The sequence below is a fragment of the Pseudomonas sp. P8_241 genome (assembly GCF_034008315.1).
In the GTDB taxonomy this organism is placed as follows: Bacteria; Pseudomonadota; Gammaproteobacteria; order Pseudomonadales; family Pseudomonadaceae; genus Aquipseudomonas.
Genome location: NZ_CP125377.1, coordinates 5,562,764 through 5,588,131 on the forward strand (window position 1 = coordinate 5,562,764; position 25,368 = coordinate 5,588,131).

The 25,368-nt window shown below is 58.3% G+C and carries 24 protein-coding genes; 7 read left to right on the forward strand and 17 right to left on the reverse strand.

Annotated features, from left to right (window positions below):
• Positions 1-38: 38 nt before the first annotated feature.
• The gene (gene rsmI / locus QMK58_RS24885) at positions 39-944 is read right to left on the reverse strand and encodes a 16S rRNA (cytidine(1402)-2'-O)-methyltransferase (RefSeq protein WP_320395576.1); all 906 of its coding nucleotides are present in this window, start codon (positions 942-944) and stop codon (positions 39-41) included.
• 177 nt (positions 945-1,121) lie between these two features.
• On the opposite strand from rsmI, the gene QMK58_RS24890 reads away from it, so the two are divergent.
• The 4 genes from QMK58_RS24890 to QMK58_RS24905 all read left to right on the forward strand — a co-directional run bounded on the left by QMK58_RS24890 (position 1,122) and on the right by QMK58_RS24905 (position 4,568).
• Complete coding sequence (locus QMK58_RS24890; protein WP_053154944.1) at positions 1,122-2,933, forward strand: penicillin-binding protein activator; 1,812 nt, start codon at positions 1,122-1,124, stop codon at positions 2,931-2,933.
• On the forward strand, positions 2,933-3,295 hold the full coding sequence (locus tag QMK58_RS24895; RefSeq protein WP_053154942.1) for a YraN family protein: 363 nt from the start codon (positions 2,933-2,935) through the stop codon (positions 3,293-3,295). Before QMK58_RS24890 ends, QMK58_RS24895 begins: the two co-directional genes overlap by 1 nt.
• A 104-nt stretch (positions 3,296-3,399) precedes the next feature.
• Entirely contained in the window at positions 3,400-3,993 is a 594-nt protein-coding gene (locus tag QMK58_RS24900; RefSeq protein WP_007904374.1) for a phosphoheptose isomerase, read from the forward strand.
• A complete protein-coding gene (locus QMK58_RS24905; protein WP_320395577.1) occupies positions 3,990-4,568 on the forward strand; it encodes a BON domain-containing protein in 579 nt (192 codons plus the stop codon). Before QMK58_RS24900 ends, QMK58_RS24905 begins: the two co-directional genes overlap by 4 nt.
• A 136-nt stretch (positions 4,569-4,704) precedes the next feature.
• Here QMK58_RS24905 and QMK58_RS24910 read toward each other — a convergent pair whose 3' ends face one another.
• The 7 genes from QMK58_RS24910 to rplM all read right to left on the reverse strand — a co-directional run bounded on the left by QMK58_RS24910 (position 4,705) and on the right by rplM (position 9,589).
• Complete coding sequence (locus tag QMK58_RS24910; protein ID WP_053154938.1) at positions 4,705-5,118, reverse strand: ClpXP protease specificity-enhancing factor; 414 nt, start codon at positions 5,116-5,118, stop codon at positions 4,705-4,707.
• Between the two features lie 16 nt (positions 5,119-5,134).
• Complete coding sequence (locus QMK58_RS24915; protein ID WP_007972581.1) at positions 5,135-5,752, reverse strand: glutathione S-transferase N-terminal domain-containing protein; 618 nt, start codon at positions 5,750-5,752, stop codon at positions 5,135-5,137.
• Between the two features lie 146 nt (positions 5,753-5,898).
• On the reverse strand, positions 5,899-6,681 hold the full coding sequence (locus QMK58_RS24920) for a cytochrome c1 (protein ID WP_053154936.1): 783 nt from the start codon (positions 6,679-6,681) through the stop codon (positions 5,899-5,901).
• On the reverse strand, positions 6,681-7,892 hold the full coding sequence (locus QMK58_RS24925) for a cytochrome b (protein ID WP_053154935.1): 1,212 nt from the start codon (positions 7,890-7,892) through the stop codon (positions 6,681-6,683). The genes QMK58_RS24920 and QMK58_RS24925 overlap by 1 nt, the downstream gene beginning before the upstream one ends.
• Positions 7,892-8,485, reverse strand: a complete 594-nt coding sequence (gene petA / locus QMK58_RS24930; RefSeq protein ID WP_053154933.1) for a ubiquinol-cytochrome c reductase iron-sulfur subunit — start codon at positions 8,483-8,485, stop codon at positions 7,892-7,894. The genes QMK58_RS24925 and petA overlap by 1 nt, the downstream gene beginning before the upstream one ends.
• Before the next feature lie 268 nt (positions 8,486-8,753).
• Entirely contained in the window at positions 8,754-9,146 is a 393-nt protein-coding gene (rpsI, locus tag QMK58_RS24935) for a 30S ribosomal protein S9 (protein WP_003228056.1), read from the reverse strand.
• 14 nt (positions 9,147-9,160) lie between these two features.
• The gene (gene rplM, locus QMK58_RS24940) at positions 9,161-9,589 is read right to left on the reverse strand and encodes a 50S ribosomal protein L13 (RefSeq protein WP_007905295.1); all 429 of its coding nucleotides are present in this window, start codon (positions 9,587-9,589) and stop codon (positions 9,161-9,163) included.
• Between the two features lie 246 nt (positions 9,590-9,835).
• Here rplM and QMK58_RS24945 point away from each other — a divergent pair, with 246 nt between their 5' ends.
• Positions 9,836-10,876, forward strand: coding sequence for an NADP(H)-dependent aldo-keto reductase (locus tag QMK58_RS24945; protein ID WP_053154931.1), 1,041 nt, complete (start codon positions 9,836-9,838; stop codon positions 10,874-10,876).
• A gap of 97 nt (positions 10,877-10,973) precedes the next feature.
• Here QMK58_RS24945 and QMK58_RS24950 read toward each other — a convergent pair whose 3' ends face one another.
• Positions 10,974-12,110, reverse strand: a complete 1,137-nt coding sequence (locus tag QMK58_RS24950; RefSeq protein ID WP_053154929.1) for an acyl-CoA dehydrogenase family protein — start codon at positions 12,108-12,110, stop codon at positions 10,974-10,976.
• Between the two features lie 221 nt (positions 12,111-12,331).
• Here QMK58_RS24950 and QMK58_RS24955 point away from each other — a divergent pair, with 221 nt between their 5' ends.
• A complete protein-coding gene (locus tag QMK58_RS24955; RefSeq protein WP_172681789.1) occupies positions 12,332-13,252 on the forward strand; it encodes a GlxA family transcriptional regulator in 921 nt (306 codons plus the stop codon).
• Between the two features lie 133 nt (positions 13,253-13,385).
• On the opposite strand, the gene zapE is transcribed toward QMK58_RS24955, so the two are convergent.
• The 3 genes from zapE to QMK58_RS24970 form a co-directional block, all read right to left on the reverse strand.
• Complete coding sequence (gene zapE / locus QMK58_RS24960; protein WP_053154926.1) at positions 13,386-14,480, reverse strand: cell division protein ZapE; 1,095 nt, start codon at positions 14,478-14,480, stop codon at positions 13,386-13,388.
• A gap of 90 nt (positions 14,481-14,570) precedes the next feature.
• Positions 14,571-15,926: a tryptophan--tRNA ligase gene (locus tag QMK58_RS24965; RefSeq protein WP_053154924.1), complete on the reverse strand. Its 1,356-nt coding sequence runs from the start codon at positions 15,924-15,926 to the stop codon at positions 14,571-14,573.
• Between the two features lie 24 nt (positions 15,927-15,950).
• Entirely contained in the window at positions 15,951-16,580 is a 630-nt protein-coding gene (locus tag QMK58_RS24970) for an alpha/beta hydrolase (RefSeq protein WP_053154922.1), read from the reverse strand.
• A gap of 144 nt (positions 16,581-16,724) precedes the next feature.
• Between QMK58_RS24970 and QMK58_RS24975 the strand changes: the two genes are divergently transcribed.
• Positions 16,725-17,159 carry a YhcB family protein gene (locus QMK58_RS24975; protein WP_053154920.1) on the forward strand — a complete coding sequence of 145 codons (435 nt, stop codon included), beginning with the start codon at positions 16,725-16,727 and terminating at the stop codon, positions 17,157-17,159.
• 244 nt (positions 17,160-17,403) lie between these two features.
• On the opposite strand, the gene QMK58_RS24980 is transcribed toward QMK58_RS24975, so the two are convergent.
• The 5 genes from QMK58_RS24980 to QMK58_RS25000 all read right to left on the reverse strand — a co-directional run bounded on the left by QMK58_RS24980 (position 17,404) and on the right by QMK58_RS25000 (position 25,185).
• A complete protein-coding gene (locus QMK58_RS24980) occupies positions 17,404-18,114 on the reverse strand; it encodes an OmpA family protein (protein WP_053159636.1) in 711 nt (236 codons plus the stop codon).
• Positions 18,115-18,226: 112 nt separating this feature from the next.
• A complete protein-coding gene (locus tag QMK58_RS24985; RefSeq protein WP_053159638.1) occupies positions 18,227-18,868 on the reverse strand; it encodes an MBL fold metallo-hydrolase in 642 nt (213 codons plus the stop codon).
• Positions 18,869-18,954: 86 nt separating this feature from the next.
• A complete protein-coding gene (locus QMK58_RS24990) occupies positions 18,955-21,693 on the reverse strand; it encodes a LuxR C-terminal-related transcriptional regulator (RefSeq protein WP_320395578.1) in 2,739 nt (912 codons plus the stop codon).
• Positions 21,694-21,872: 179 nt separating this feature from the next.
• A complete protein-coding gene (locus QMK58_RS24995; protein WP_320395579.1) occupies positions 21,873-23,237 on the reverse strand; it encodes a DUF1329 domain-containing protein in 1,365 nt (454 codons plus the stop codon).
• 28 nt (positions 23,238-23,265) lie between these two features.
• A complete protein-coding gene (locus QMK58_RS25000; RefSeq protein ID WP_053159644.1) occupies positions 23,266-25,185 on the reverse strand; it encodes a DUF1302 domain-containing protein in 1,920 nt (639 codons plus the stop codon).
• Between the last annotated feature and the right edge of the window lie 183 nt (positions 25,186-25,368).

Here is a 25,368-nt window from a genome sequence, read left to right on the forward strand (position 1 = left end):
GCGTTAAGCGCCTATGGCCACGCCTGCACGTCGGTTTTTTACTCGCCCTTCTGTTTATCCAGTGCGACTTGATAAAGCACGTTCTTGCGCTCGCCGGTAATTTGCGCGGCCAAAGCCGCCGCGCGCTTGAGCGGCATTTCTTCGAGCAACAGATCAAGGATGCGCATCGCTTCACTGCTTACCGCATCTTCCGTCTCAGGCGCCGTCCAGCCCGCCACCAACACCACACACTCGCCACGCTGCTGATTACTGTCTGACTCGACGAACTCACGCAACTCTCCCAGCGGCAAGCCCTTGAGCGTTTCGAAGGTCTTGGTCAGCTCACGACCCAGCAATGCCGGGCGTTCAGCGCCGAACACCAGTTCCATGTCCTGCAAACATTCAAGAATGCGATGCGGTGCTTCGTAGAAGATCAGTGTGCGCGGCTCTTCCTTTACAAGTTCCAGGCGTGCCCGGCGCCCTACCGCCTTGGCCGGCAAGAATCCTTCGAAGATAAAGCGATCGGAGGGCAATCCCGCCGCCGACAATGCGGCGATCAAGGCACAGGCGCCAGGCACCGGCACCACGTTGATGCCTGCCGCGCGAGCCTGGCGCACCAAGTGGTAACCGGGATCGGAAATCAGCGGCGTCCCGGCGTCGGAGATCAATGCCACGTTGTCACCGGCGAGCAGACGGGTAATAAAGCGACTGCCTTCATCCCGCTCGTTGTGCTCATGACAGGCCGCGAGCGGCGTCGAGATACCGAAATGTTGCATCAACCGCTGGGAGTGACGGGTATCCTCGGCGGCAATCAGCGCCACTTCGCGCAGAATCTTCAGCGCCCGCGCACTGATGTCATCCAGGTTGCCGATGGGCGTCGCCACCACATAAAGCGAGCCAGCAGCGGAATTCAAAGCACCTGGAGCAGTCAAAGCGCACACCTCATGATCGGTAAAAGTCGCCATTGTAGCGCGTAGCGCCGCTCGCGATACGCGCAAGCGGTTACCGCCTTAAAGACCGTTTGTGCACTGCAGCAACATTTACAGCAGCTAAATTGATCGATTCACGCCAGTAACATCGCGCCCCGGCCAGTGCTTGGGTACAATTCCACGCTAATTTGATCGAGTATCAGGAACACTTACATGATCGCTTGCCTGCGGCTGTTATCTGCCCTCTGCCTTGCTGCCTTGCTGGCGGCTTGCGCCAGCTCGCCCTCCTCCAGCCTTGGCGAAGTTCCACGGACCCCGGATGCCAGTATCGAGCAACTGCTCGAGAAGGCAGCCCAAAGCAAATCACCGGAAGACGCAGCCCTGCTGCGCCTGAGTGCGGCTGACCTCGCCTATCGACAAGGCAATGCCGGCCAGTCCGCGCAAATCCTGCAACAGGTTCCCGTCGAGTCGCTCAAGCCCGGCCCACAGGTCTTCGCCAGCACCCTGGCAGCCGAACTGGCCATGACCCGCAACCAGCCGAAAGCCGCACTGACGGCGCTGAACCATCCAAGCCTGCAGCGCCTGGGCGAATTGTCGCAGGAGCAACAGGTCCGTACCGGCACCGTGCGCGCCCGCGCTCTTGAAGCCGATGGGCAAACCCTCGCGGCCGCACGGGAGCGCATCTTTATCGCTCCGATGCTGAGCGGCGAAGCGGCGGCTAAAAATCATGAAGCCATCTGGACGCTGATCGCCTCTCTGCCAACCGACCAGCTGCAACCCTCCACCACCGACGACCTCGGCGGCTGGATGGCCCTGGCCCTGGCCGTGAAAACCGCCGGCACCCTGGAACAACAACAAGCGGCCATCGACAACTGGCGCGCCCAGAACCCGAAACACCCGGCCGCTATTCAGCTGCCCGTCGCCCTGACCAAGCTCAAGGAACTGGCCAGCCAGCCCCTGAGCAAAATCGCCTTGCTGCTGCCGCAGGACGGCCCACTGGCATCCGTCGGCAAGGCGCTGCGCGACGGGTTCATGGCCGCTCATTACCAGGCGCAACAGGCCGGGCAGAAACCGCCAGCTATCGAGTTCTATGACAGCTCACGCCTGACCTCCATGGACGAGTTCTATCGCAAGGCCCAGGCCGATGGCGTGCAACTGGTAGTCGGCCCACTGGAGAAACCACTGGTCAAACAACTCAGCACTCGCCCGCAACTGCCGATCACCACCCTGGCGCTGAACTACAGCGAGGGTGATCAAGGTCCGGCGCAATTGTTCCAGTTTGGTCTTGCCGCTGAAGATGAAGCCCGCGAAGTGTCCCGTCGCGCACGCGCCGATGGCCTGCATCGCGCAGCCATCATGGTACCGAAGGGTGAATGGGGCGACCGCGTTCTCAAGGCGTTCAGCCAGGACTGGCAAGCCAATGGCGGCAGCATCGTCGCCACCGAGCGTGTCGATCAGCCGGTGCAACTGGCCCAGCAGATCGCCGACATGTTCCAGCTGCGCCAGAGTGAGGGTCGCGCCAAGAGCCTGCAAAGCACGGTTGGATCGCAAGTCGCCGCCCAGCCGTCGCGTCGTCAGGATATCGAGTTCATCTTCCTTGCAGCCACACCGCAACAGGCTCAACAGATCAAACCGACCCTGAATTTCCAGTACGCGGGTGACGTTCCGGTTTACGCTACCTCCCACGTATTCAGTGCGAGCGGCGATGTGAACCAGTACAACGACATGAACGGCATTCGCTTCTGCGAAACCCCATGGTTGCTGGACGCCAATGATCCGCTGCGTCGCCAGGTCACTGCTCAGTGGCCGCAAGCGAGTGGCAGCCTTGGCCGTCTTTACGCCATGGGCGTTGATGCTTATCGCCTGGCCCCGCGCCTGGGCCAACTCAAGGCCCTGCCAGATAGCCGCATCGAAGGCCAGTCAGGCAGTCTGAGCATGACTCAGAGCCAGCGCGTCGTGCGCCAGTTGCCATGGGCCGAATTCATCAACGGTCAGGTTCAGCGCCTGCCGGACACCGCTCGCTGATGCCTGACAGATCACGTCAGCAAAGCGGAAAAGATGCCGAGCGTCATGCGCTCGAGCATCTTCAACAACAAGGGCTGCGCCTGCTGGCGCAGAACTGGTTATGCAAACGCGGCGAGCTTGATCTGGTCATGCTAGATGGCGATACAGTAGTATTCGTTGAAGTCCGCTACAGAAAAAACACTCAATGGGGTGGTGCGCTCGACAGTGTTGACGGGCGCAAACAGCAGAAACTGATCTTCGCTGCACAGTCTTTTCTTCAGCACGAATCGCGCTGGGCCAATTCTCCTTGCCGCTTCGACGTGGTTGCCATCGACAGCAATCTCGATCAGTTGAACTGGCTGCAGAATGCCTTTGATGGCTGATCGCATGCACTCCAGACCGGACACTTTCACTCGACACTTTTGCTCTTTGCTTTGCGGGCTGCACATTCACGTGCCGAACAGCCGCGCTCATTAAGGTCACACAGATGGACATGCAATCCCGAATTCGCCAGCTTTTCCAGGCCAGTATCGACACCAAGCAACAGGCGATGGACGTACTTGCACCGCACATCGAGCAAGCCAGCCAGGTCATGGTCAACGCCCTGCTCAATGAAGGCAAAATGCTTTCCTGCGGCAATGGCGGGTCTGCTGGCGATGCCCAGCATTTCTCGTCCGAACTGCTCAACCGCTTTGAGCGCGAGCGCCCGAGTCTGCCAGCCATCGCCCTGACAACCGACAGTTCGACGATCACCTCGATCGCCAACGACTACAGCTACAACGAAATCTTCTCCAAGCAGATCCGCGCACTCGGCCAGCCGGGCGACGTATTACTGGCAATCTCCACCAGCGGTAACTCGGCAAACATAATTCAAGCGATCCAGGCCGCACATGATCGCGAAATGATTGTCGTAGCTTTGACGGGTCGTGACGGTGGCGGCATGGCGTCACTGCTGTTGCCCGAGGACGTCGAGATCCGCGTACCGGCCAACGTCACCGCTCGTATCCAGGAAGTCCACCTGCTGGCGATCCACTGTCTATGCGACTTGATCGACAGCCAATTGTTCGGGAGTGAAGAATGACCCCTAATCGCCTTGGCCTACTGGCCTTGACCCTGTGCCTGGGCATCAGCGGCTGCACCTCGGTGGTAACTGCCAGCCGCGAAGCGCCGATTGAAGATGACCGCGGCACGCGCACACTGGGCAGCAAAATCGACGATTCCCTGATCGACACCAAGGTCGGCGTAAACATTGCCAAGGCTGATCCAGCCCTGGACAAGGACTCGCACATCGTTATTACCAGCTTCAACGGCGTCGTGCTGCTCGCCGGACAAACACCACGCGAAGACCTCAAGGCCAAGGCCGAACGGGCCGCTGCCGCCGTCCAGCGCGTCAAGAAGGTCCACAACGAGCTGCAGGTGCTGGCGCCCTCTTCGCTGCTGGCACGCCAGAACGACACGTGGCTGACCACCAAAATCAAGGCCCAGATGCTCACCGATGCGAACATCCCCGGGTCGCGCATCAAGGTCGTGACTGAAAACGGTATTGTCTATCTGCTGGGCCTGCTGACCAAACAGGAAGCCGCACAGGCAACCAGCCTGGTTCAAGGCGTTTCCGGTGTGCAGAAGATCGTGAAGCTGTTCGAGTACATCGACTGAGCTGACTGACCCACACGCGGTGTAGGAACTGCCGAAGGCTGCGATCTTTTGATCCTGAAAGCCAAAATCAAAAGATCGCAGCCTGCGGCAGCTCCTACGTAATAAAAAAGGCGACCCTTCCGGATCGCCTTTTTTATTACTTCACCACCTTCAAACTAGGTCGACCGCTGGGACGCGGCGGCTCGCTGTCGGGTGGCGGAATGTCATCATCCGGCTCGATGTCATCGTCCTCACCCATAGGCGATTCCAGATCGAACACCATGCCCTGGCCATTTTCCCTGGCGTAGATACCCAGGATTGAAGCGATCGGCACATACAAGGTGTGCGGCACACCCCCGAAGCGACCTTCGAAGCTCACAGCCTCGTTGTCCATATGCAGATGGCGCACAGCTTGTGGCGACACGTTCAGGACGATCTGCCCCTCACTGGCAAACCCCTGCGGCACCTGCACCGACGGGTACTCGGAATTGACCAGCATGTGCGGGGTGCAATCGTTGTCAACAATCCACTCATAGAGCGCACGGACCAGATAAGGTCGACTGGAGTTCATAGCGGCTCCTTAAGCCTTAGCGCATGTCGCGTTCGACACCAGACAGACTCGCCTGGAAAGCCTCACGCGCAAACTGGCGCTCCATATAATCAAGCAGCGGCTTGGCTGGCCGCGGCAGTTCAATACCCAGAATCGGCAATCGCCAGAGTATTGGCAATAGGCAGCAATCCACCAGACTTTGTTCCTCACTAAGGAAAAACGGCTTGTCGGCGAACAACGGCGACACGCCCGTCAGGCTTTCACGCAACTCTTTGCGAGCTACGGCACGGGCCGCTTCCTTGGTCCGCGAATCCAGAATCAGATCCACCAGGCCACACCAGTCACGCTGAATACGATGAATCAGCAGTCGGCTGTTGGCACGCGCCACGGGATAAACCGGCAGTAGTGGCGGATGCGGGTAACGCTCATCCAGGTATTCCATCACCACGGTCGACTCCCACAACGCAAGGTCACGATCGACCAGGGTGGGCAAGCTGCCGTAAGGGTTCACTTCAATCAGTTTAGGTGGCTGGCGGCCTGCCTCCACATAAATGATCTCTGCGCTGACACCCTTCTCTGCCAGTACGATGCGCACTCGGTGGGAATAGTGGTCGGCGGGGTCGGAGTAACAGGCCAACCGATTGGTCACGCCCATGGCGGTCCTCCTCGCTTGTAGAAATTATCGGAAGCGGAAAAACGAGCGCGCCCAGAGGGCGCCTCAAATAACGTCTGGATGACCAGGTTCGCTACTCTGAGACGCCCTTGGGCGCGCGCGATTAACAGCAATTGCTTGAAGCGTTATCAGTGCACGTCTTTCCAGTATTCGCGCTTGAGCAGGTAAGCGAATACGAAGAAGAACGCCAGGTACAGCAATACGTAAGTACCAATGCGCTGATGTTGCAGCTTAACCGGGTTAGCCGAGTAAGCCAGGAAGGTTACCAGATTCTTGACCTTCTCATCGAACTGCTCTTCGGTCAAAGCACCGCTTTTCGGCACGATGGTCAGTTGATCGCACGCCTCATGGGTCAGTGGCGTACCGGTCAACGGATCATATTGCTTCTTGCCGTCTTCAACGATCTGAACCTGTTTGCAACCGACGACCTGACGGCCTTGCAGGCCCACCAGGACGTTAGGCATGCCCACGTTCGGGAAAACCTTGTTGTTCACGCCCCAAGGGCGTGACGGATCTTCGTAGAACGATTTCAGGTATCCGTAGAGCCAGTCGGTGCCACGAACACGGGCGACGAGTGTCAGGTCCGGTGGTGCCGCGCCGAACCAGGCCTTGGCGTCCGCCGGCTGCATGCCGACATTCATGTGATCACCGATCTTGGCGCCAGTGAAAACCAGCTTCTCCAACATCAATTCATGGGGAATGCCCAAGTCGTCGGCAACGCGCTCGTAACGCTGGAACTTGGCGCTATGGCAGCCCATGCAGTAGTTGGCGAACGTACGTGCACCGTCCTGCATGGCCGCTTTATCGGAAACGTCGATATCGACTTTTTCCAGCTCCGGGCCACCGTGTTCAGCAGCGAAAGCGAACACTGGCAGCGCAGCAAGCATCAATACAGCAAATAGCTTTTTCATCAGCCAGTCACCCTTTCCGGAACCGGTTTGGTCTTCTCGAGCCTGGTGTAGAACGGCATCAAAATGAAGTAGGCGAAGTACAGGAAGGTACATACCTGCGATAACAACGTACGGCCTGGAGTCGGAGCCAGAACGCCTAGCACACCGAGGATCACGAACGAGATGCAGAATACCCATAGCCAGATCTTGCTCATCCAGCCCTTGTAGCGCATCGACTTGACCGGACTACGGTCGAGCCACGGCAGGACGAACAGCACAGCGATGGCCGCGCCCATGGCGATAACACCCAGGAGCTTGTCCGGAACCGCCCGCAGAATTGCGTAGAACGGCGTGAAGTACCAGACCGGAGCAATGTGCTCTGGGGTCTTGAAGGCGTTCGCCACTTCGAAGTTCGGCTTCTCGAGGAAATAGCCGCCCATCTCGGGGAAGAAGAACACGATCGAGCAAAAGATGAACAGGAACACCACGACACCGACGATATCTTTCACGGTGTAGTAAGGGTGGAAGGCAATGCCGTCCAGCGGGATGCCGTTTTCGTCCTTGTGCTTCTTGATGTCCACGCCGTCAGGGTTGTTCGACCCCACTTCGTGCAACGCGAGGATGTGCAACACCACCAGACCGAGAATCACGATCGGCAAGGCAACCACGTGCAAGGCGAAGAAGCGGTTCAGGGTGATACCGGAAATCAGGTAGTCACCACGGATCCACTGGGTCAGGTCGTTGCCGATGACCGGGATCGCGCCGAACAGCGAGATGATCACCTGGGCACCCCAGTAGGACATCTGGCCCCACGGCAGCAGATAGCCCATGAACGCTTCAGCCATCAGCGCCAGGTAGATCAGCATGCCGAAGACCCACACCAGCTCCCGTGGCTTCTGGTACGACCCGTAGAGCAACCCACGGAACATGTGCAGATAAACCACGATGAAGAACGCCGAAGCGCCGGTGGAGTGCAGAAGACGCAGGATCGAGCCGTACTCGACGTCGCGCATGATGTATTCGACAGAAGCAAAGGCCTCTTCCGCCGACGGGGTGTAACTCATGGTCAGCCAGACACCGGTAACGATCTGGTTGACCAGAACGAGTAGCGCCAGGGAACCAAAAAAATAGAAGAAGTTGAAGTTCTTCGGAGCGTAATACTTGCTGAGATGGTCTTCCCACATCTTGGTGGCGGGAAAGCGCGCATCAACCCAATCCATGAACTTGCTCATCACGCTTTCTCCGTATCGACGCCAACAATAATGATGTCATCGGTCTCATAGGAATGCGGGGGAACTGGCAGGTTCAAAGGCGCAGGTTGCGACTTGTAGACGCGGCCAGCCAGATCGTAATGGGAACCGTGGCAAGGGCAGAAATAACCGCCTACCCAGTCTTTGCCCAGATCAGCAGGTGCCACTTCGGGACGGAATGTCGGCGAACAACCCAGGTGCGTGCAGATACCAATCAGCAGCAGAACCTCGGGCTTGATCGAACGCGTTTCCGGATCAACATAGGTAGGTTGTGTCGAGTTCTTGGAGGTCGGGTCAGACAGCTGGCCCTCGATCTTTTTCAGATTCCCCAGGATTTCCTCGGTACGGCGGACGATGAACACCGGCTGACCGCGCCACTCAGCAATCATCTGCTGGCCTGGCTCGATTTTGCTGACATTCACTTTCACCGGTGCACCTGCGGCTTTCGCCTTGGCACTGGGAAACCATGACCCCACGAACGGGACCGCAGCCCCCACCGCTCCTGCAGCACCCACCACGGATGTGGCTGCTACCAAGAAGCGACGCCGGCCTGCATTCACGCCGTCATTGCTCATTCAGTCCTCTCCCATCAGCTTTGTGGCCTGTTAAATCAGGCATCTACTAAGTAAAACTATGTACTTATAAAAATTTTGCCGAATGGTAATGAAAAGCCCCAATTCTGACAAGGTAATTACCGGAGCCCATCACCCCCGAGCCTTGTAGTATAGGGCGTCTGCGGATGTGGCAAGTTGTCACAGCGCAATTCTTTGATAAATCGCACGCATAAAAAAACGCCCAGCTCCGCGAGGAAACTGGGCGTTCTTTTTTGAACGTGAAAGCGAATTAACGCTTCGAGTACTGCGGACGCTTACGCGCTTTACGCAGACCGACTTTCTTACGTTCAACTTCACGAGCATCGCGGGTTACGAAACCGGCTTTACGCAGGGCGCTGCGCAGAGTCTCGTCGTAATCCATCAGAGCGCGAGTGATACCGTGGCGGATTGCGCCAGCCTGACCACTTACACCACCGCCGATCACGGTGACGTAGATGTCGAATTTCTCGACAGTCTCAGTCAATTCCAGCGGCTGACGAACTACCATGCGGGCAGTTTCGCGGCCGAAGAAATTATCCAGCGAACGGTTGTTGATGGAGATGTTACCAGTACCCGGACGCAGGAAAACGCGTGCGGTTGCGGTCTTGCGACGGCCAGTGCCGTAATTTTGAGTCGCCGACATAATGAACTATTCCGTTAAAACTTCAGTTCTTGGGGCTGCTGAGCAGTATGAGGGTGTACAGCGCCCGCATAGACTTTCAGCTTACGATACATGTCGCGACCCAGCGGGTTCTTAGGCAGCATGCCTTTGACCGCGGTCTCGATCACGCGCTCAGGGGCTTTAGCGATCAGCTTTTCGAAGTTGATCGACTTGATACCGCCCGGGAAACCGGAGTGGGAGTAGTAGATTTTGTCGGTGGTTTTAGCACCGGTTACACGAATCTGCTCGGCATTGATAACGACGATGTAATCGCCGGTGTCAACGTGAGGAGTGTACTCAGCTTTATGCTTGCCACGCAGACGGCTCGCGATTTCGGTGGCCAGACGACCCAGGGTCTGACCTGCAGCGTCGACGACAAACCAGTCGCGCTGTACTGTTTCCGGTTTAGCAGTAAAAGTTTTCATTCTTTATAGCCTCAGGGGCCGCCCTGTAAATTAGACGGCGGATCTTACTGAATAGTGCGTACTTTGACAAGTCAAAGGCAGCCGGATACAGACGCTTTCGGGGGCTCGGGTCGGCGCGTCCGTTCAACGGCAAGATTCTTCGGCGGCGGCGCATCACTTCCACTGCAGAAAGAGGTGCGCAATTATGCAGATTGCGAAAAATAATTCAACCTGCTTTTATGATTGTTTTGCCCAAGGAGCACCCCGATGGAATATCGCCAGCTAGGCCGGACCAATCTGAACGTGAGTGCCCTCTGCCTCGGAACCATGACCTGGGGCGAGCAAAACAGCGAGGCAGACGCCTTCGCACAGATCGAACGGGCCAAGAGCGCCGGGATCAATTTCATCGACACCGCCGAGATGTACCCGGTGCCACCCAAGGCCGAAACCTACGCCACCACCGAACGTTACATCGGCAATTACTTCAAAAGCCGCGGTGATCGCGCCGACTGGATCCTCGCCAGCAAGATCGCCGGCCCCGGCAATACCATCGATTACATTCGCGACAAGAGCCTTCGGCACAATCGACAGCACATAACGGAAGCTGTCGATGGCAGCCTCAAACGCCTGCAAACCGACTACATCGACCTGTACCAACTGCACTGGCCGGAGCGCAGCACCAATTTCTTCGGCCAGTTGGGCTACAAGCACGTAACCGAAGCGAATCTGACACCACTGGAGGACACGCTCGAAGCGCTGGACGAGCAGGTCAAGGCCGGCAAGATTCGCCACATTGGCCTGTCCAACGAAACACCGTGGGGCACCATGCGCTTCCTCGCCCTGGCCGAAGCCCGTGGCTGGCCGCGCGCAGTGTCGATCCAGAACCCGTACAACCTGCTCAACCGCAGCTTTGAAATCGGTCTGGCGGAAATCGCCATTCGCGAGCAGTGCGGTTTGCTGGCTTACTCGCCGTTGGCGTTTGGCTTCCTTTCGGGTAAATACGAAGGTGGCGCGCGCCCACCGAAGGGCCGCCTGAGCCTCTATAGCCGCTTCAGTCGCTACTTCAACCCGCAGTCGGAAGCGGCGTGCAGCCGCTATGTGGCATTGGCACGGGAGCACGGCCTGGATCCCGCCCAAATGGCGCTGGCCTTTGTCACTCAACAGCCATTCGTGACCAGCAACATCATTGGCGCGACCACGATGGAACAACTGGAGAGCAACATTGCCAGTTTTGATCTGAAACTGTCGGAAGAAGTGCTGGAGGGGATCGAAGCGATTCACAAGGATCATCCGAACCCTGCGCCCTAAGTAAAAAGATCGCAGCCTTCGGCAGCTCCTACAGGGCTCAAACCGATCCTGTCTAGGAGCTGCCGCAGGCTGCGATCTTTTCAGCCATCACATGGATTCAAAGAGATCGCGCAATAATCTCCTTCATGATTTCATTGGTCCCGGCATAAATCCGCTGCACCCGCGCATCCGCCCACGCCCGGGCAATCGGGTATTCCCACATGAACCCATAGCCGCCATGCAGCTGCACGCACTCGTCGAGCACCTTGCATTGCAGGTCGGTGCCCCAGTACTTGGCCATCGCAGCCGTTGGCACATCAAGCTTGCCTTGCAGGTGCAGCTCCAGGCATCGGTCAACGAAGACCCGGCCGATCTGGATTTCTGTCGCCATTTCCGCCAGCTTGAAGCGGGTGTTCTGGAAGTCGGCGATCGACTTGCCGAACGCCTTGCGGTCGCGGGTGTAATCGAGCGTCCATTGCAAACCGGCCTCGGCTGACGCCAGCCCGCCGATGGCCACGGTCAACCGCTCCTGCGGCAACTCCTGCATCAGGTAGGCAAACCCCATTCCGGCTTGGCCGAGCAGGTTTTCCTTAGGCACCCGGACATCCTGAAAGAACAATTCCGAGGTGTCCTGGGCTTTCATGCCGACCTTCTCCAGGCGCTTGCCCTTTTCGAAGCCCGGCGTGCTGGTCTCGACCAGAAACAGACTGGTGCCTTTCGCGCCGGCCTTGGGATCGGTCTTGGCGACAACGATCACCAGGTCCGCCAGATAGCCGTTGGTAATAAAGGTCTTCGAGCCGTTGATCACATATTCATCGCCATCGAGCACTGCGGTGGTTTTCACCCCTTGCAGGTCGGAACCGGCACCCGGCTCGGTCATGGCAATGGCGCTCACCATCTCGCCAGACACCAGTTTCGGCAGGTATTTGTGTTTCAGCGCTTCACTGCCGTAATGCAGGATATACGGCGCAACGATGTCTGAATGCAGAGAGAATCCGATGCCGGTCAAACCCAGACGGCCGACCTCTTCAATCACCACCGCACTGTAAAGAAAGTCGGCCCCCAATCCGCCGTACTCTTCGGGCAAATGCGAGCACAGCATCCCCGCCTCACCCGCCTTGTTCCAGAGTTTGCGATCGATATAGCCCTGCTTTTCCCACTGTCCATGGAACGGCACCGCTTCTTTTTCGAGGAATGTACGCACGCTGTCGCGAAAAAGTTCGTGCTCGGAACTGAACAGTGTTCTAGGGATCATGCAGCACCTTTTTTTTATTTTCAGAAGAAACAGACCTTCAGAGACTAAGCCCCGCGTCCGATACAGGACACTGGACACATCCGACAAAAAATAAGACGATCCAGCCGTCTGGTGACCACTTTCCCCTATAAGAATAAAGTTGAATTATGTCTAACCAAGCCTCCACGCCCTTGCGGCGCGTCAGCATCCTGGCAACCGACCGGGTTTTCGCTACCACCCTCATGACAGCCAAGGATTTCTTCCATCTCGCCAGCCTGCGCTACGGCAAACAGCTGGGTCATGGCTTGACTCCGGCGTTCGAAACGCGACTCGTCAGCCCCGACGGCAAACCGGTGAACAGTTTCAGCGATGTAATGATGCCGGTAGACGGCGCATTGGAAAACGCCGATATCATCGTTCTCCCGGCGTTCTGGGACGACTTCGATTCACTGTGCAAACGTTATCCACAGGTCCTGCCCTGGTTGCGCCAGCAACATGCGCGCGGCGCCGTGTTGTGTGGCGAGGCCACCGGCGTGTTCTGGCTGGCCGAAGCCGGCCTGCTCGACGGCAAGGAGGCGACAACCTACTGGCGCTTCTTCGAAGCTTTTGCCGAACGCTACCCACAGGTTCAGCTCAATCAGGACAAGCACCTGACCGACGCCGACAATCTTTTCTGCGCGGGCGGCACCACCTCCGCATGCGATCTGTACATCTATCTGATCGAGCGTTTCTGTGGCGCCAACGTTTCCCAGGCCGTGGCTCGCGACATTCTCTATGAAGTCCAGCGCAGCTATTCACCAGGGCGGATCGGCTTTGGCGGGCAGAAATTGCATCAAGACGTGATTATCCTGCAGATCCAGCACTGGCTCGAAGAGCATTTTGCCGACAAGTTTCGCTTCGAAGACGTTGCCCGCGAACACGGCATGAGCATTCGCAATTTTATGCGCCGTTTCCAGACCGCCACCGGCGACAAGCCGCTGCATTACCTGCAACGCCTGCGCATCGAAACGGCGAAGGGCTTGCTGTCCGCCAGCCGCAAGAGCATCAAGACCATCAGCTACGAAGTAGGCTACGACGATGCGAGCTTCTTTGCGCGCCTGTTCCGCCAGCATACGGAACTGTCACCGAACCAGTATCGGCAGCAGTTTCAGCAAGCGGCCTAAAAGTTCGCAGCCTACGGCAGCTCCTACCGATGGTGTGTATCTGTAGGAGCTGGCGAAGCCTGCGATCTTTTGATCTTCGGCGCACCACAAAAAAGGCCTGCATGCGCAGGCCTTTTTTACTTTCCGAACACTGTTACGGCTTATGCGCCCGCGCCAGGAATTCGTGGGATTGCATTTCCAGCAGTCGGCTGAGGGTGCGCTGGAATTCGAAATTCAGGCGACCGCCGGTGTAGAGATCTTTAAGCTCGACTTCCGCAGAAATGATCAGTTTCACGTTGCGATCGTAAAACTCGTCGACCATGTTGATGAAACGTCTGGCGATGTCGTCGGTGGTGACGCTCATCTGCTCGACATCGCTAAGCAGCACGGCGTGGAAGATCTTGCCCAGTTCGATGTAATCGTTCTGGCTGCGTGGGCCGTCGCACAGTTCACGAAAGTTGAACCAGGCCACGTCATCGCAGGTGCGCAGGGCACGAATTTCACGGTTTTCGATCATCAGCACGTCATTTTCGACCGCCGCCGTGCATTCCGGGGTCAATGCACGGAAGCTTTTGCGCAGGCTCTCGTTGGCGGCTTCGTCGAGTGGATAGTGGAACAGCTCGGCTTGTTCGAGGTGACGCAGACGATAATCGACGCCGCTGTCGACGTTGACGATCTCGGTGTTCTGCTTGATCAGCGCAATGGCCGGCAGGAAGCGCGCGCGTTGCAGGCCGTCCTTATAGAGACCGTCCGGCACGATGTTCGACGTCGCGACCAGGGTCACGCCGTTCTTGAACAGCTCTTCCATCAGGGTGCCAAGGATCATGGCGTCGGTGATGTCGGAAACGAAGAACTCATCGAAGCAGATGACCCGGGCTTCGTTAGAGAAACGCTTGGCGATGATGGTCAGCGGGTTTTTCTCACCGCCCAGGGTCTTCATCTCTTCATGCACACGTTTCATGAAGCGGTGGAAGTGCGTACGAGACTTTTCCTTGAACGGCAACGCTTCGAAGAAGGTGTCGACCAGGTAAGTCTTGCCGCGGCCCACGCCGCCCCAGAAATACAGGCCCTTGACAGGCGCCTGATCCTTTTTGCCAAACAGTTTGCCCAGCAGGCCCGGTTTATTCTGATCGGCGGCGACCAGATCATCGTACAGGCGCTGCAAATGACGCACGGCCGTTTCCTGCGCGGCGTCATGAAAGAATTCCGGGCGTTTCAGATCAGCTTGATATCGTTCTAGGGGCGTCATAATTCGTTAGCAAGGCAACAAAAACGGGCCGTCACTGTAGCGACGGCCCCGAGGAATGGCAATCGGCCCTTGGTCGGACCGCGCCGCTGTTTAGTCCTGAACCGGGGTCAGGGCAATTCGCAGAGCTTCAATGGCAGCGTCGCGAGTGGCGCTGTCAGCAAAGGTCGGGCTATCGGCTACACACTCGCCTTCCAGCCAAACGCTGAAGCTCAGGTCTTCACTGCGCACGTCCAGAGCCTGGCCCGCTTGCAGCTGCTTGGTCACCTGCCCAGCGGTTTTACCGTCGGCAAAGTTGCACGACAGCAGCAGTTGCTCACCATCGGCCGCCAGCAGACGGAAACGGAAACTGCCGTCGTCTTCTCGGAAGCTGACAAAACGCGCCGATTTCGCGGCTTTCTTTTTGGTCGTCGCCGCCACTTGGGTCTGGGCAACAAAGGAACGCAGGCCGACTGCTTCACGCAGCTCGTTAAGAAACGGCGTCGCCACCGCGCGAGCCTTTTTCGCACCGTGTTGCAGCATGTCCTCCAGATCCGCCGGACGCTCGATCAGTTGGTGGTAACGCTCGCGGGACTCGCCCAGATCGTTGTCCAGCAACTGGAACAGTCGGTTCTTCGCCTCACCCCAACCCAGGCCTTGCAACAGCTCGCTGCGGAATTCGTCGGCTTGCGCCGGCGTGGCGAACGCCTGGAACAGGGTGAACAGGTGCGAGTTGTCCGGATCTTTCGCTTCACCCGGCGCGCGGGAGTCGGTGACGATCCGTGAAATCGCGTCCTTCATCTCTTTGGCGCTGCTGAACAGCGGAATGGTGTTGTCGTAGCTCTTCGACATCTTGCGGCCGTCCAGGCCCGGCAACGTGGCGACGCTCTCTTCGATCAACGCCTCGGGCATGGTGAAGAACTCTTTGCCTTGGCCAAACAGGTGATTGAAGCGCTGGCCGATGTCGCGGGCCATTTCCACGTGCTGAATCTGGTCGCGACCGACCGGCACCTTGTGCGCGTTGAACATCAGAATGTCAGCGGCCATCAACACTGGATAGCTGTACAAGCCCATGGTGATGCCGGCGTCCGGGTCTTCGCCGGTCTCGACGTTTTTGTCCACCGAGGCCTTGTAGGCGTGGGCGCGGTTGAGCAGGCCCTTGGCGGCGACGCAGGTCAACAACCAGGTCAGCTCAGGGATTTCGGGAATGTCGGACTGACGATAGAACGTCACGCGGTCCACATCCAGGCCACCTGCAAGCCAGGTCGCGGCGATTTCCAGACGCGAGCGCTGTATGCGCAGCGGGTCATCGCACTTGATCAAGGCGTGGTAGTCGGCCAGGAAGTAGAACGAATCAGCGTTACTGTCGCGGCTGGCGATGATCGCCGGGCGGATGGCTCCGGCGTAGTTGCCCAGGTGCGGCGTGCCGGTGGTGGTGATGCCGGTAAGAATACGGGTACGAGTCGTCATGGGTAATCGCTTGTCAGACTGCAATCAATTCGAAAGGCGCGGCAGGATCAGATCCTTGAGATCGGTCAGCTTGCCATGAAAAAAGTGCCCGCATTCTGCCACTTTCAGCAGCTCATGGGGGCGTTCGAGCTTGTCAGACCATTCGTAAACCAGTTGCGGATCGATCACTTCGTCGGTTTCCGGCTGGATCAGGGTCAGTTCGCCCTGCTGTTGCAGCGGGTTCTGAGCATCGAGGCGCATGACCGCCGGCGCGACCATGAACAGATGCTTGATCGGCTCACCCTTAGCTTCCAGGCGTCCGCCGAGACTTGCTGCAACAAACCCACCGAAGGAAAAACCGAACAGGGTCAGCGGCAATTGCGGATGCCTGGCCCGGAACCACTCGGCTACCGCCTGGGCATCATCGACCTCACCTGTGCCCATATCGTGCGAGCCTTCGCTGGCGCCGACGCCACGGTAGTTGAAACGCAAGGTAATAAAACCGGCATCGCGTGCGGTGCGCTGCAGGGTCGAGACCACTTTATTGAGCATGGTGCCGCCCTGCACCGGGTTCGGATGGCAGATCAGTGCCAGGCCGCGGGGCTGCTCATTATCCAGGTAAAGAGCTTCCAGTTGCCCCACCGGGCCATCAATCACTACAGGGGTTTCACGCATAAGCAAGGAAGGAACTCCGTGACCTCGTATCAGGTCGACTCGTCTAGCAAATTGTCTGTGCCAATTTATTGCGAGTGAATCGCGGTATACAGCGCAGGTTGGAGCCGTTAACGTAAAGCAAAGCCGTTTATAGAGGAAGGACTCGTGGAACACTCGCTCTTAGTTTGGTTGTTACCGACTCTTGCCCTGGTTGTGGGTGTCGCCATTGGGTTCCTGATCGCTCGCCTCGCGCCGAGCGCCGCGCCTAACCGCACGCAGCGTCAGCTGGACGATATTCAGGAACGTTTCGACAGTTATCAGAACGAGGTGGTGACCCACTTCAACAGCACGGCCACACTGGTCAAGAAACTGACTCAGAGCTATCAGGAAGTGCAGGATCATCTCGCCGAGGGCGCCAACCGCCTGGCCCTGGACGAGCAGACCCGCCAACGTCTGCTGGCCTCCCTGCACGCCGACGCAGTGCAGGCACCACGGGAACGCCTGACGCCACCGCGGGATCAGGAGCCGCCTCGCGACTACGCTCCGAAAGCCCCGAACTCGCCGGGTATGCTCGATGAGCATTACGGCCTGAAGAAGTAAGCAAGCTTTCGCGACACAAAAAGCCCCCGGACTTTCACTGGTTCGGGGGCTTTTTTGATTCTGAACCATTACCACCAGCGTCCATGCTGGCCTCTTCGCTGGCAAGCCAGCTCCTACGAAGTGCACACTTTTTGTGATCGCCACTTCCCCTGCAGGAACTGACGATAAAAAAAAGCCCGCCCGATCTGATTGGAATCGGGCGGGCTTTTTTAGCCTGGGGTTCAATCAGGCATTTGTGCAGCGCTTACTGCTGAGCACCATACTGCTGACCTGGAATCGCCTTGAGGTTGACCTCGACACGACGGTTCTGTGCACGGCCGTTGGTGTCACCGTTGCTGGCTACCGGATTATCCGGGCCGGCGCCACGGGCGCTCAAGTTGGCACCGCTGACACCTTGCGACGTCAGGTAGGTCGCCACGCTTTGAGCGCGACGCTGGGACAGGTCCATGTTGTGCTGGCGACTGCCGGTGCTGTCGGTGTAGCCGACGATTTCGATCTGGTTCTGGTTGAACTCTTTCAGCGAGCCGGCCAGGTTGTTCAGTGGCTGATAGAAGCTTGGGGCGATGTTAGCCGAGTCGGTGGCGAAGGTAATGTTGCCCGGCATGATCAGTTTGATCTGGTCGCCCTGGCGCTGCACTTCAACACCAGTGTTGGCCATACTGGCGCGCAGTTTTTTCTCTTGCTGATCGGCGTAGTAACCATAACCGGCAGCGGAAGCACCCACCACTGCGGCACCGATCAACGCGCCCTTGCCACGGTTATCGTGGTTGATGGCGGCACCGGCCAGAGCACCGGCGAGCGCGCCAAGACCACCGTACTTGGCGGTTTTGCTCATGCCTTGGGAACCGCTGTCCGCCTGCCCCTGCGGCTGACCGTCATAAGGGTTGGGCGAGGCACAGCCGGACAGTACGGCCACGGCAGTAGCGACAATCATCAAACGACGCATGGTGAACATGTAAAGCTCCTACGTTTTGCATTCTGTGGTGCAACGGACCAAGGCATCGGCCTTTGCGGGCGTTGGATCATAAATGTGGATAAAAATTCCGCCTTGCCTTCACAACGGCACTTCAGGCCCGCACGAAAGGATTTTCGCGCATTTCATCGCCCAGTCGGGTATCCGGACCGTGTCCGGTTACCACCGTTGCGTCTTCATCGAGGGTGTACAGCCGCTGCTTGATCGAACGCACGATGGTCGCCTGATCGCCGCCCCACAAGTCCGTGCGGCCGACGCCGCGCCGAAACAGCGTGTCACCGGCAATCAGCAACTTGGCGTCGGAAAACCAGAAGCTCATGGAGCCCGGCGTATGACCCGGCGTGTGCAGCGCTACACCGCAGCCGCAGTCCAACGCTTCATCATCGGCCAGCCAGCGGTCCGGCGACGGTACCGGGGTGTAGGGCACGCCGAACATCTGGCACTGCATTTCCAGGTTGTCCCAAAGGAATTGGTCTTCCTTGTGCAGGTGCAACGTCGCACCGGTTTTCTCCTTCAACTGGCCGGAAGCCAGGAAATGATCCAGGTGCGCGTGGGTATGAATAATACTGACCACCTTCAGGCCCAGCGCGTCAAGCCGCGCCAGGATCAGCTCATGATTGCCACCCGGATCGACGACAATGGCCTTTTTCGTCACCGGATCACCGATGATCGTGCAGTTGCACTGCAAAGGGCCGACGGGGAAGGTTTCGCGAATGAGGGCGGGTTTCTGGGACATCGGAGCCTGCTCGATAAACGGGGACAGGCGATTTTCGCACACTTGAGGGTCGAAGCATTTATCCGCATGAGTAACGTGAAAACTTCTTAATCCAAAACCCCCAACTCCTTGGCCCGCGCCACCGCCTGTGTCCGCCGCTCGACTCCGAGCTTGCTGTTGATATGGCTGGCGTGGGTCTTGACCGTGTGCAGGGAAATGAAGAGTTGGTCACTGATTTCCTGGTTCGAGCAGCCTTGGGCAATCAATCGAAGGACGGCCAGTTCTCGAGCGCTGAGATGCTCCGCCGCCGCGCAAGGCTCCAGACTGAAGCGAGCCACCGGTGTCGGCAGCTTTTCGATAAGGCTCTGCGAAACAGGCGTCGGCGGGTTGAGTTGCAGTTGCCCGCGCAACCAATCCGGATGTTCGGCCAACAAACCTTCGAACGGCTGCAAAACGCCTCCACCGGCAACGTCCAGTGCCTGAATCAGAGCCTTGCGTGCTTCAGGCTCGCGGCCACTGCCAAGCAACAAGGTGATTTTTTGAGTCAGCGCCATGGCACTGAGCATCTGCCGACCGCTTTGCTGACCATGTTCGAGAAGAGCATTCAAACGCCCCTCGGCCAGCATCGGCTGGCCCTGGATGACCTCCAGCTGCGCTTGTTGCAATTCAATGTGTAACGGCAGTTGCGGGTGAAACTCCGGCGGAGCCGCCGCATGCTCGCCGTTGTAAGTCTGCCCCAGCCGTGCCAGCCAGGCTTCGGCCAGATCGGTTCGCCCCTGGGCCAGCCAAAACTCACATTTGACCAAGGTAATCATCGCCAGGTAGTAGATCGGCGGCACGTCCCAGATATGCATCAGGCGCTCGGCTTCAGCGAGTTCGGCAAAGGCCTTGGCAAATTCACCGCTGCTGCCTTCGAGCCTGGCGATTACGCAATGACCGATCAATACGCTGATATCCCGGCAGGCACGGGCCTCATTCAAACCCGCTTGCAATCGCACCCGCGCCGCTTGGGGTTGTAGCCGCTGAGCCAGTAAAACGCCTTCGTATAATGTCAGTCGGGCACGCACGGCATAGAGTCGCTGCGAGGACAAACCCTGCAGGCGTTGCAAACCCTGGCGTACTTCGTCCTGTGCCCGAAAGACCTCCCCGCGCGCTTGCAGGACCCGAGCTCGATCGTAATGGGCCAACGCTTCGAACAACGGGTTGCCCACGCGCTGCGCCAACTCCAGCGAATCACGGTTCAGTCCCCGCGCGCGCCATAAATCACCGTCGGCGATGGCCAGGTTGGACAGTGTCGAGAGACACATCAGGCGTTGCCCATAACGCTTGGCTGGCAGGCTTTCCAGCGCTTCGCGGCAATACAGCAGCGTGAGCTCACGATTGCCCCGTCCACGGGCGATGATGCCGCTCAACGCCAGCCACTGGGCCAGCATGGATTTCTGCGCAGTGGCCGAGGGCGCCGGCAGGAAGCGACTCAAATGACTGGCCAGCTCTTCGGCAGCGTCCAGTTGGCAAGCCATGCCCAACGCCCAGCTGTACAGCACGATCAAGCGTGGCGTACTGATCAACAGGCTGTCGGGCAAGTCCATTTTCCAGCGAAGCAACATGCCGACGTTCTGCTCGGCCAGCAGTTGCTCTTCGGAAAGGTTCTGCACCAGGTTCGCCGCGACATCCAGGTGACCGGCGCGCAACGCCTGCTCCACCGCCTCGTCGAGCAACCCCTGGGCATTGAACCAGCGGCAGGCGCGCAGGTGCAGGCTCGCCGCAGGGACCAGCGACTGGGCGGCGGGACGAGTGCGCAACAAATCGGAAAACAGGTGGTGATAGCGATACCAGTGCCCGTGCTCGTCAAGCGGCACCAGGAACACTTGGTGGGCGAGCAGAAACCGCAGAATTTCAGCGCTGTCATGGGCATCGCGAACGGCGTCGCACAGTTCGCTGCAAAATCGTTCCTGGGGTGCCGTGTCATAGAGGAACGACTGGACCTCGGCGGGCAGGCAGTCAATAACCTCTTCGAGCAAGTAATCGCGGATCAACCCTTCCCCGCCGTGCAACGATTGCGGCAGCGCGCCATCGGTGCCCGCCTCCGAGGCGGCCAACAGCCAGAAACGTAACCCCGCGACCCAACCTTCGCTGCGCTGGATCAGGTTTTCCAGTGCCTCACCGCGCAGGGAACTGCTGTGTCGGTCGAGCAGGCTCAAGGCCTCGTCGTGGGTCAGGCGCAGATCCTGTTCATGCAACTCGAGCAATTGCCGCGACAGCCGCAGCCGCGCCAGGTGCCAGTCGGGTCGCTGGCGACTGGTGACCATCACCAGCAAGCCATCGGGAAGATGATTGAGGAAAAATTGCAGGCAACGGTCCAGCACCGGCCCCTGGGCCAGATGATAATCATCCAGCACCAGCAGCAGCGGCGAAGTCGCGCAAAGGTACACGGCCAACTCGTCGAGCAAACCGTCCAGCCATTCCTCGAAGGCGAACGGCTGATGGCGCTGTCGCATTTTCAGCAGTCCGAGAGACTGTCTGCCCAGATGCGGGAAATAGTCCTGCAGGCCTTCCAGCAAACGCTCGAGAAAACGCCCAGGGTCACTGTCTCGAGGGCTCAGCCCTAACCAGAGGCTACGCCAGTGACCCGGCAATGCCTGACAGAACTCCACCGCCAGCGAACTTTTGCCGAACCCCGCCGGCGCACTCACCAGCAATAACCGCCCTTCAAGACCGGCGCTCAATCGTTCGCACAAACGCGGTCGCAGGACATGACCGTCGGGCAATGGCGGACGAAAGAATCGTCCGTCCAATGTCGCGACAGCAGCAGTTGCTGAACCTTGGGGTGTAGACAAATCAGTCATAGCCGGCTCTTGTTTGAATCGCGGGTGGCGGCGTTGCAGATGTCCGCAGACTAGCCGTAAACGGCTAGGGAATGAAGGTAATTGCTACAAATGGCTACAAAAAGTCTACGAACAAAAAAAACGCCCCGAACCAGTCGGGGCGTTTCTCCAGAGCGGATGCCGTCTCTATTCAACTCAACTTAGCGAACACCCTCCTGACGCAACGCGGCCGGGGTGAAGTCGCTGGTGGTCGCCGTGAAGCCGAAGTCATACGCCGACTTCTCTTCGTTTTTCATGCCCAGCGCCAGGTAACGGCCCGATTGCAGGTCGTACAGCGCTTCGAGTGCATACCATGGCACTTGCTTGTCGTAGTAGTTCTCGGCATGAGCCTCGGCAACTCGCCACAGTTGACCGCGACCATCGTAGTGATCGATCACCGCCGCTTGCCAGGTGTCTTCGTCAATGTAGAAGTCACGCTTGGCATAGATGTGACGCTGGCCTTCCTTCAGGGTCGCAACCACATGCCACACACGACGCAGCTCGTAACGAGCCAGGTCCTGGTTGATGTGACCCGCCTTGATGATGTCGGCGTACTTGAGCGTCGGATCGTCGAGCTTGTAGGCGTCGGAGGCGATGTACATTTCTTTCTTGCCTTCGAGCTTCCAGTCGTAACGATCCGGTGCGCCGTTATACATGTCCAGGTTGTCGGAAGTACGCAGGCCGTCGGCAGCGGTACCCGGGCCGTCATAGGACACTTGTGGAGCACGACGCACGCGACGCTGACCGGCGTTGTAGACCCACGCCGAACGCGGTTCCTTCACTTGGTCGAGGGTTTCATGAACCAGCAGCACACCACCGGCCAGACGTGCCGGAGCCGTCACTTTCTGCTTGAAGTAGAACAGGATGTTGCCCGGGTTCGCCGGATCGTAGTCCTTCATCTTGTCGCGGAACACGAACTGGTCCTGGAAGTACACCAGACTGAACGAACCGTTCGGTTGTGGCGTGGCCTGGGTGACCAGGCGAGTCACGCTACCACCGCGATAGCGGGTGATGTGGTTCCAGATGACTTCAACCCCGGTTTTCGGAATCGGGAACGGGACTGCGGTTTCGAAGTTTTCCAGGCCGTTGCCGCCGGACACCAGTTTGGTGTTGGTCGCGTTCTTCCTGATGGCGGCAAACACGTCATCCGGAACGGTCGCACCGCGATGCGACGGGTAGACCGGCATCTTGAAGGTTTCCGGGTAGCGCTTGAACATCGCGTACTGGCCCGGGGCAAGCTTTTCCTTGTACTGGTCGACGTTCTGCGCCGTGATGGTGAACAGCGGTTTTTCACTGGCATATGGGTTGGACAGGAAGCCTTTGCTGTCGACAGTCCCGGCCGTTTTCGACATTGGCTTCCAGGCCGGAATCGAACCGTCGGCATTACCCGCCATTTCAGCACCCATCGGGGTCAGGCTCTTGCCCAACTTGTCCGCCTCGGCCGCAGGGACCGCGGCCATGACGCTGGTCGCAAGCAGCGAAAACCCGAGGACACCGGCGTGGAACAGACTCTTGGTTATTTTCATATGTGCGTTCATCCTGAAAATACAGTGCTTAGAAGTTCACGCCGAAGCTGAGCGCAACGAAGTCGCGATCATCCACAGTGGTGTATTTACCGTCGAAGAAGTTGGTGTAGGCCAGGCTTGCGGTATAGGTGTTCTGGTACTCGGCATCGACACCCAGGCTGACTGCTTTGCGACCTTCCTCGAAGTTGGCGCCAGGGCCAGGGGAGTAACCCTCAACGTCATGGGACCAGGCCACGTTGGGCTTGAGGTTCACACCAGCGAACACGTCGTTGTATTCCCAGATGGCGCGACCGCGGTAGCCCCAGGAGTTGGCGGTCGTAAACCCGTCGTTTTCGCAGTAGCGGCTGACGTTGTTTTGCGCCCCACCCGCCAGAGTGCCGGTGTTCAACACAACGCACTGGTTGTTCGGCAACGGGCCAGGGCCGTAGCTCGGGTCACGACCGTAACGCGCTTCGGAGCTGTCTTCCAGGCCACCGACGTGGGTCCAGCCAACCTCGCCAACCAGAGTCAGTCGCTCAGCACCCATCACCTGATCGAAGAAGTGGGTGAGCGTTGTCTGCAGCTGGGTCACTTCCTTGCGGCGATAACCTTGTTGATCCTGACCTGGAGTACCCGAGAGTACGGAAACGCTAGGGTTGAGCGGCGTCAGACCGGAGAAGAGAATGTCGGTGGTGTTGAGCTGAACCGGAGCATTCGGCCGGTAGCTGAGTTCACCACTCCACGCCGTACCGGTAGGCAACGTAGTGGAGAAGCTCAGACCATACAGGCGGATATCTTCAGGGTATTCGACGTAGTAGCTGGAGTTGCCCGCTACCACCAACGGCAGCAATTGTGCCGTCGCAGCACCTGCGAGCTGGGGCGGAATACCGGCACCCACCAGTGCGCCACCCAAAGCCTGCGGGTTATAGGCGCTGGCTGGCGCGCCATGGCCGCTGAAGATCGGCGCGCGGCTGTGGTAGTTCATGAAATAGGCACCGAATTCGGTGTCCAGCGGATCGAACATATACTTGAAAGACACACCGAACTGACCACTGTCTCGAGCGTCACGATCCGGTCCGCGACGGACGATAACGCCTTCGTCCGGATTGCCCCAGGTCACGCCCCTGGCAGACAGGACATTGAGGGCTGGCGTCGCCAAGGGACCCAATGCGCTGCGAAGGCTCTGTTGGGTGCGCAGTACGGCCAGGTTGTTGTCACAACCATCGGCGATCACGTCGGGTTGCGAGAAGAACGTGCCGCAGTTGTCGGCAACGGTCTGGTCCCATTCGATCTGGTAGAAAGCTTCTGTCGAGAGGTTCTCGGTGAGGCTTTGAGACACATAGAACATGTTGACCGGAATCAGGCCTTCCTTGATCTCGGCGCCTGGACGACGGAACGCGGACACATCGATCGGGTTGATCGAGTTGATGCCGCCGCCGATGAAGGTACTTTCACCCCAGCTCACCACCTGCTTGCCCAGACGCACGGAACCCGGCTGATCGGCGATGGCGTAATTGTGGTAGACGAAGGCGTCGAGGATCTGGCCGCCAGCAGACTTGGCGCCTTCCTTGCGGTTGCTGTCGCTGATGTCCTTGAACGGACGGCTTTCGTCTTTCAGTTCGAAGTCGTACCAGTATTTGCCACGGACGAAAACGCCGGTATCGCCGTATTTCAGTTCAAGGTCGTGAATGCCCTTGAAGATCTTCGAGAAAGTTTCGCCACTCTTGAAGTTCAGGTGACCGTCATCGGAGGTCTGGGACAGGCCACGGCCGCCGTTGTTGACGCCGATGAGATTCTTGTTGGCACTTTCGGTAGACCAACTGGCACCGATCGACAGGGATGAATCGAACTGACCTTCGATTTCACCAACGTTGAAACTGACGCCGAATGCTGGCCCGGCGAGCGTAGAGGCAAGACTGACAGCCAGAGGCAATTTCGCCCGGCGCCAGAACTGGTTTACTGATGTCATCGACGCTTCTCCATGTGCATTTTATTGTTATGGCATTAGCACTTCTAAAAACGCTGTGGATAACCGGGAGCCATGGCGTCCCAAAGTCATTCCAAAGTTGCATCGCCCCTGTTTGTGCGTGTGCTCCGTTTCTAAAAATCCTTGAACGGACTATAGCCAGCAGGTAGTACTGCTTGATCCCTC

Coding starts and splice junctions, on each gene's coding strand:
- rplM (WP_007905295.1), bottom strand. CDS start 9,589: ATGAAAACTTTTACTGCTAAACCGGAAACAGTACAGCGCGACTGGTTT.
- QMK58_RS24905 (WP_320395577.1), top strand. CDS start 3,990: ATGACCCCTAATCGCCTTGGCCTACTGGCCTTGACCCTGTGCCTGGGC.
- rpsI (WP_003228056.1), bottom strand. CDS start 9,146: ATGTCGGCGACTCAAAATTACGGCACTGGCCGTCGCAAGACCGCAACC.
- QMK58_RS24965 (WP_053154924.1), bottom strand. CDS start 15,926: ATGACGACTCGTACCCGTATTCTTACCGGCATCACCACCACCGGCACG.
- QMK58_RS24955 (WP_172681789.1), top strand. CDS start 12,332: ATGACAGCCAAGGATTTCTTCCATCTCGCCAGCCTGCGCTACGGCAAA.
- QMK58_RS24990 (WP_320395578.1), bottom strand. CDS start 21,693: ATGACTGATTTGTCTACACCCCAAGGTTCAGCAACTGCTGCTGTCGCG.
- QMK58_RS24920 (WP_053154936.1), bottom strand. CDS start 6,681: ATGAAAAAGCTATTTGCTGTATTGATGCTTGCTGCGCTGCCAGTGTTC.
- QMK58_RS24900 (WP_007904374.1), top strand. CDS start 3,400: ATGGACATGCAATCCCGAATTCGCCAGCTTTTCCAGGCCAGTATCGAC.
- QMK58_RS24890 (WP_053154944.1), top strand. CDS start 1,122: ATGATCGCTTGCCTGCGGCTGTTATCTGCCCTCTGCCTTGCTGCCTTG.
- QMK58_RS24980 (WP_053159636.1), bottom strand. CDS start 18,114: ATGTTCACCATGCGTCGTTTGATGATTGTCGCTACTGCCGTGGCCGTA.
- petA (WP_053154933.1), bottom strand. CDS start 8,485: ATGAGCAATGACGGCGTGAATGCAGGCCGGCGTCGCTTCTTGGTAGCA.
- QMK58_RS24895 (WP_053154942.1), top strand. CDS start 2,933: ATGCCTGACAGATCACGTCAGCAAAGCGGAAAAGATGCCGAGCGTCAT.
- QMK58_RS24910 (WP_053154938.1), bottom strand. CDS start 5,118: ATGAACTCCAGTCGACCTTATCTGGTCCGTGCGCTCTATGAGTGGATT.
- QMK58_RS24970 (WP_053154922.1), bottom strand. CDS start 16,580: ATGCGTGAAACCCCTGTAGTGATTGATGGCCCGGTGGGGCAACTGGAA.
- rsmI (WP_320395576.1), bottom strand. CDS start 944: ATGGCGACTTTTACCGATCATGAGGTGTGCGCTTTGACTGCTCCAGGT.
- QMK58_RS24945 (WP_053154931.1), top strand. CDS start 9,836: ATGGAATATCGCCAGCTAGGCCGGACCAATCTGAACGTGAGTGCCCTC.
- QMK58_RS24950 (WP_053154929.1), bottom strand. CDS start 12,110: ATGATCCCTAGAACACTGTTCAGTTCCGAGCACGAACTTTTTCGCGAC.
- QMK58_RS24925 (WP_053154935.1), bottom strand. CDS start 7,892: ATGAGCAAGTTCATGGATTGGGTTGATGCGCGCTTTCCCGCCACCAAG.
- QMK58_RS24995 (WP_320395579.1), bottom strand. CDS start 23,237: ATGAAAATAACCAAGAGTCTGTTCCACGCCGGTGTCCTCGGGTTTTCG.
- QMK58_RS25000 (WP_053159644.1), bottom strand. CDS start 25,185: ATGACATCAGTAAACCAGTTCTGGCGCCGGGCGAAATTGCCTCTGGCT.
- QMK58_RS24985 (WP_053159638.1), bottom strand. CDS start 18,868: ATGTCCCAGAAACCCGCCCTCATTCGCGAAACCTTCCCCGTCGGCCCT.
- QMK58_RS24915 (WP_007972581.1), bottom strand. CDS start 5,752: ATGGGCGTGACCAATCGGTTGGCCTGTTACTCCGACCCCGCCGACCAC.
- zapE (WP_053154926.1), bottom strand. CDS start 14,480: ATGACGCCCCTAGAACGATATCAAGCTGATCTGAAACGCCCGGAATTC.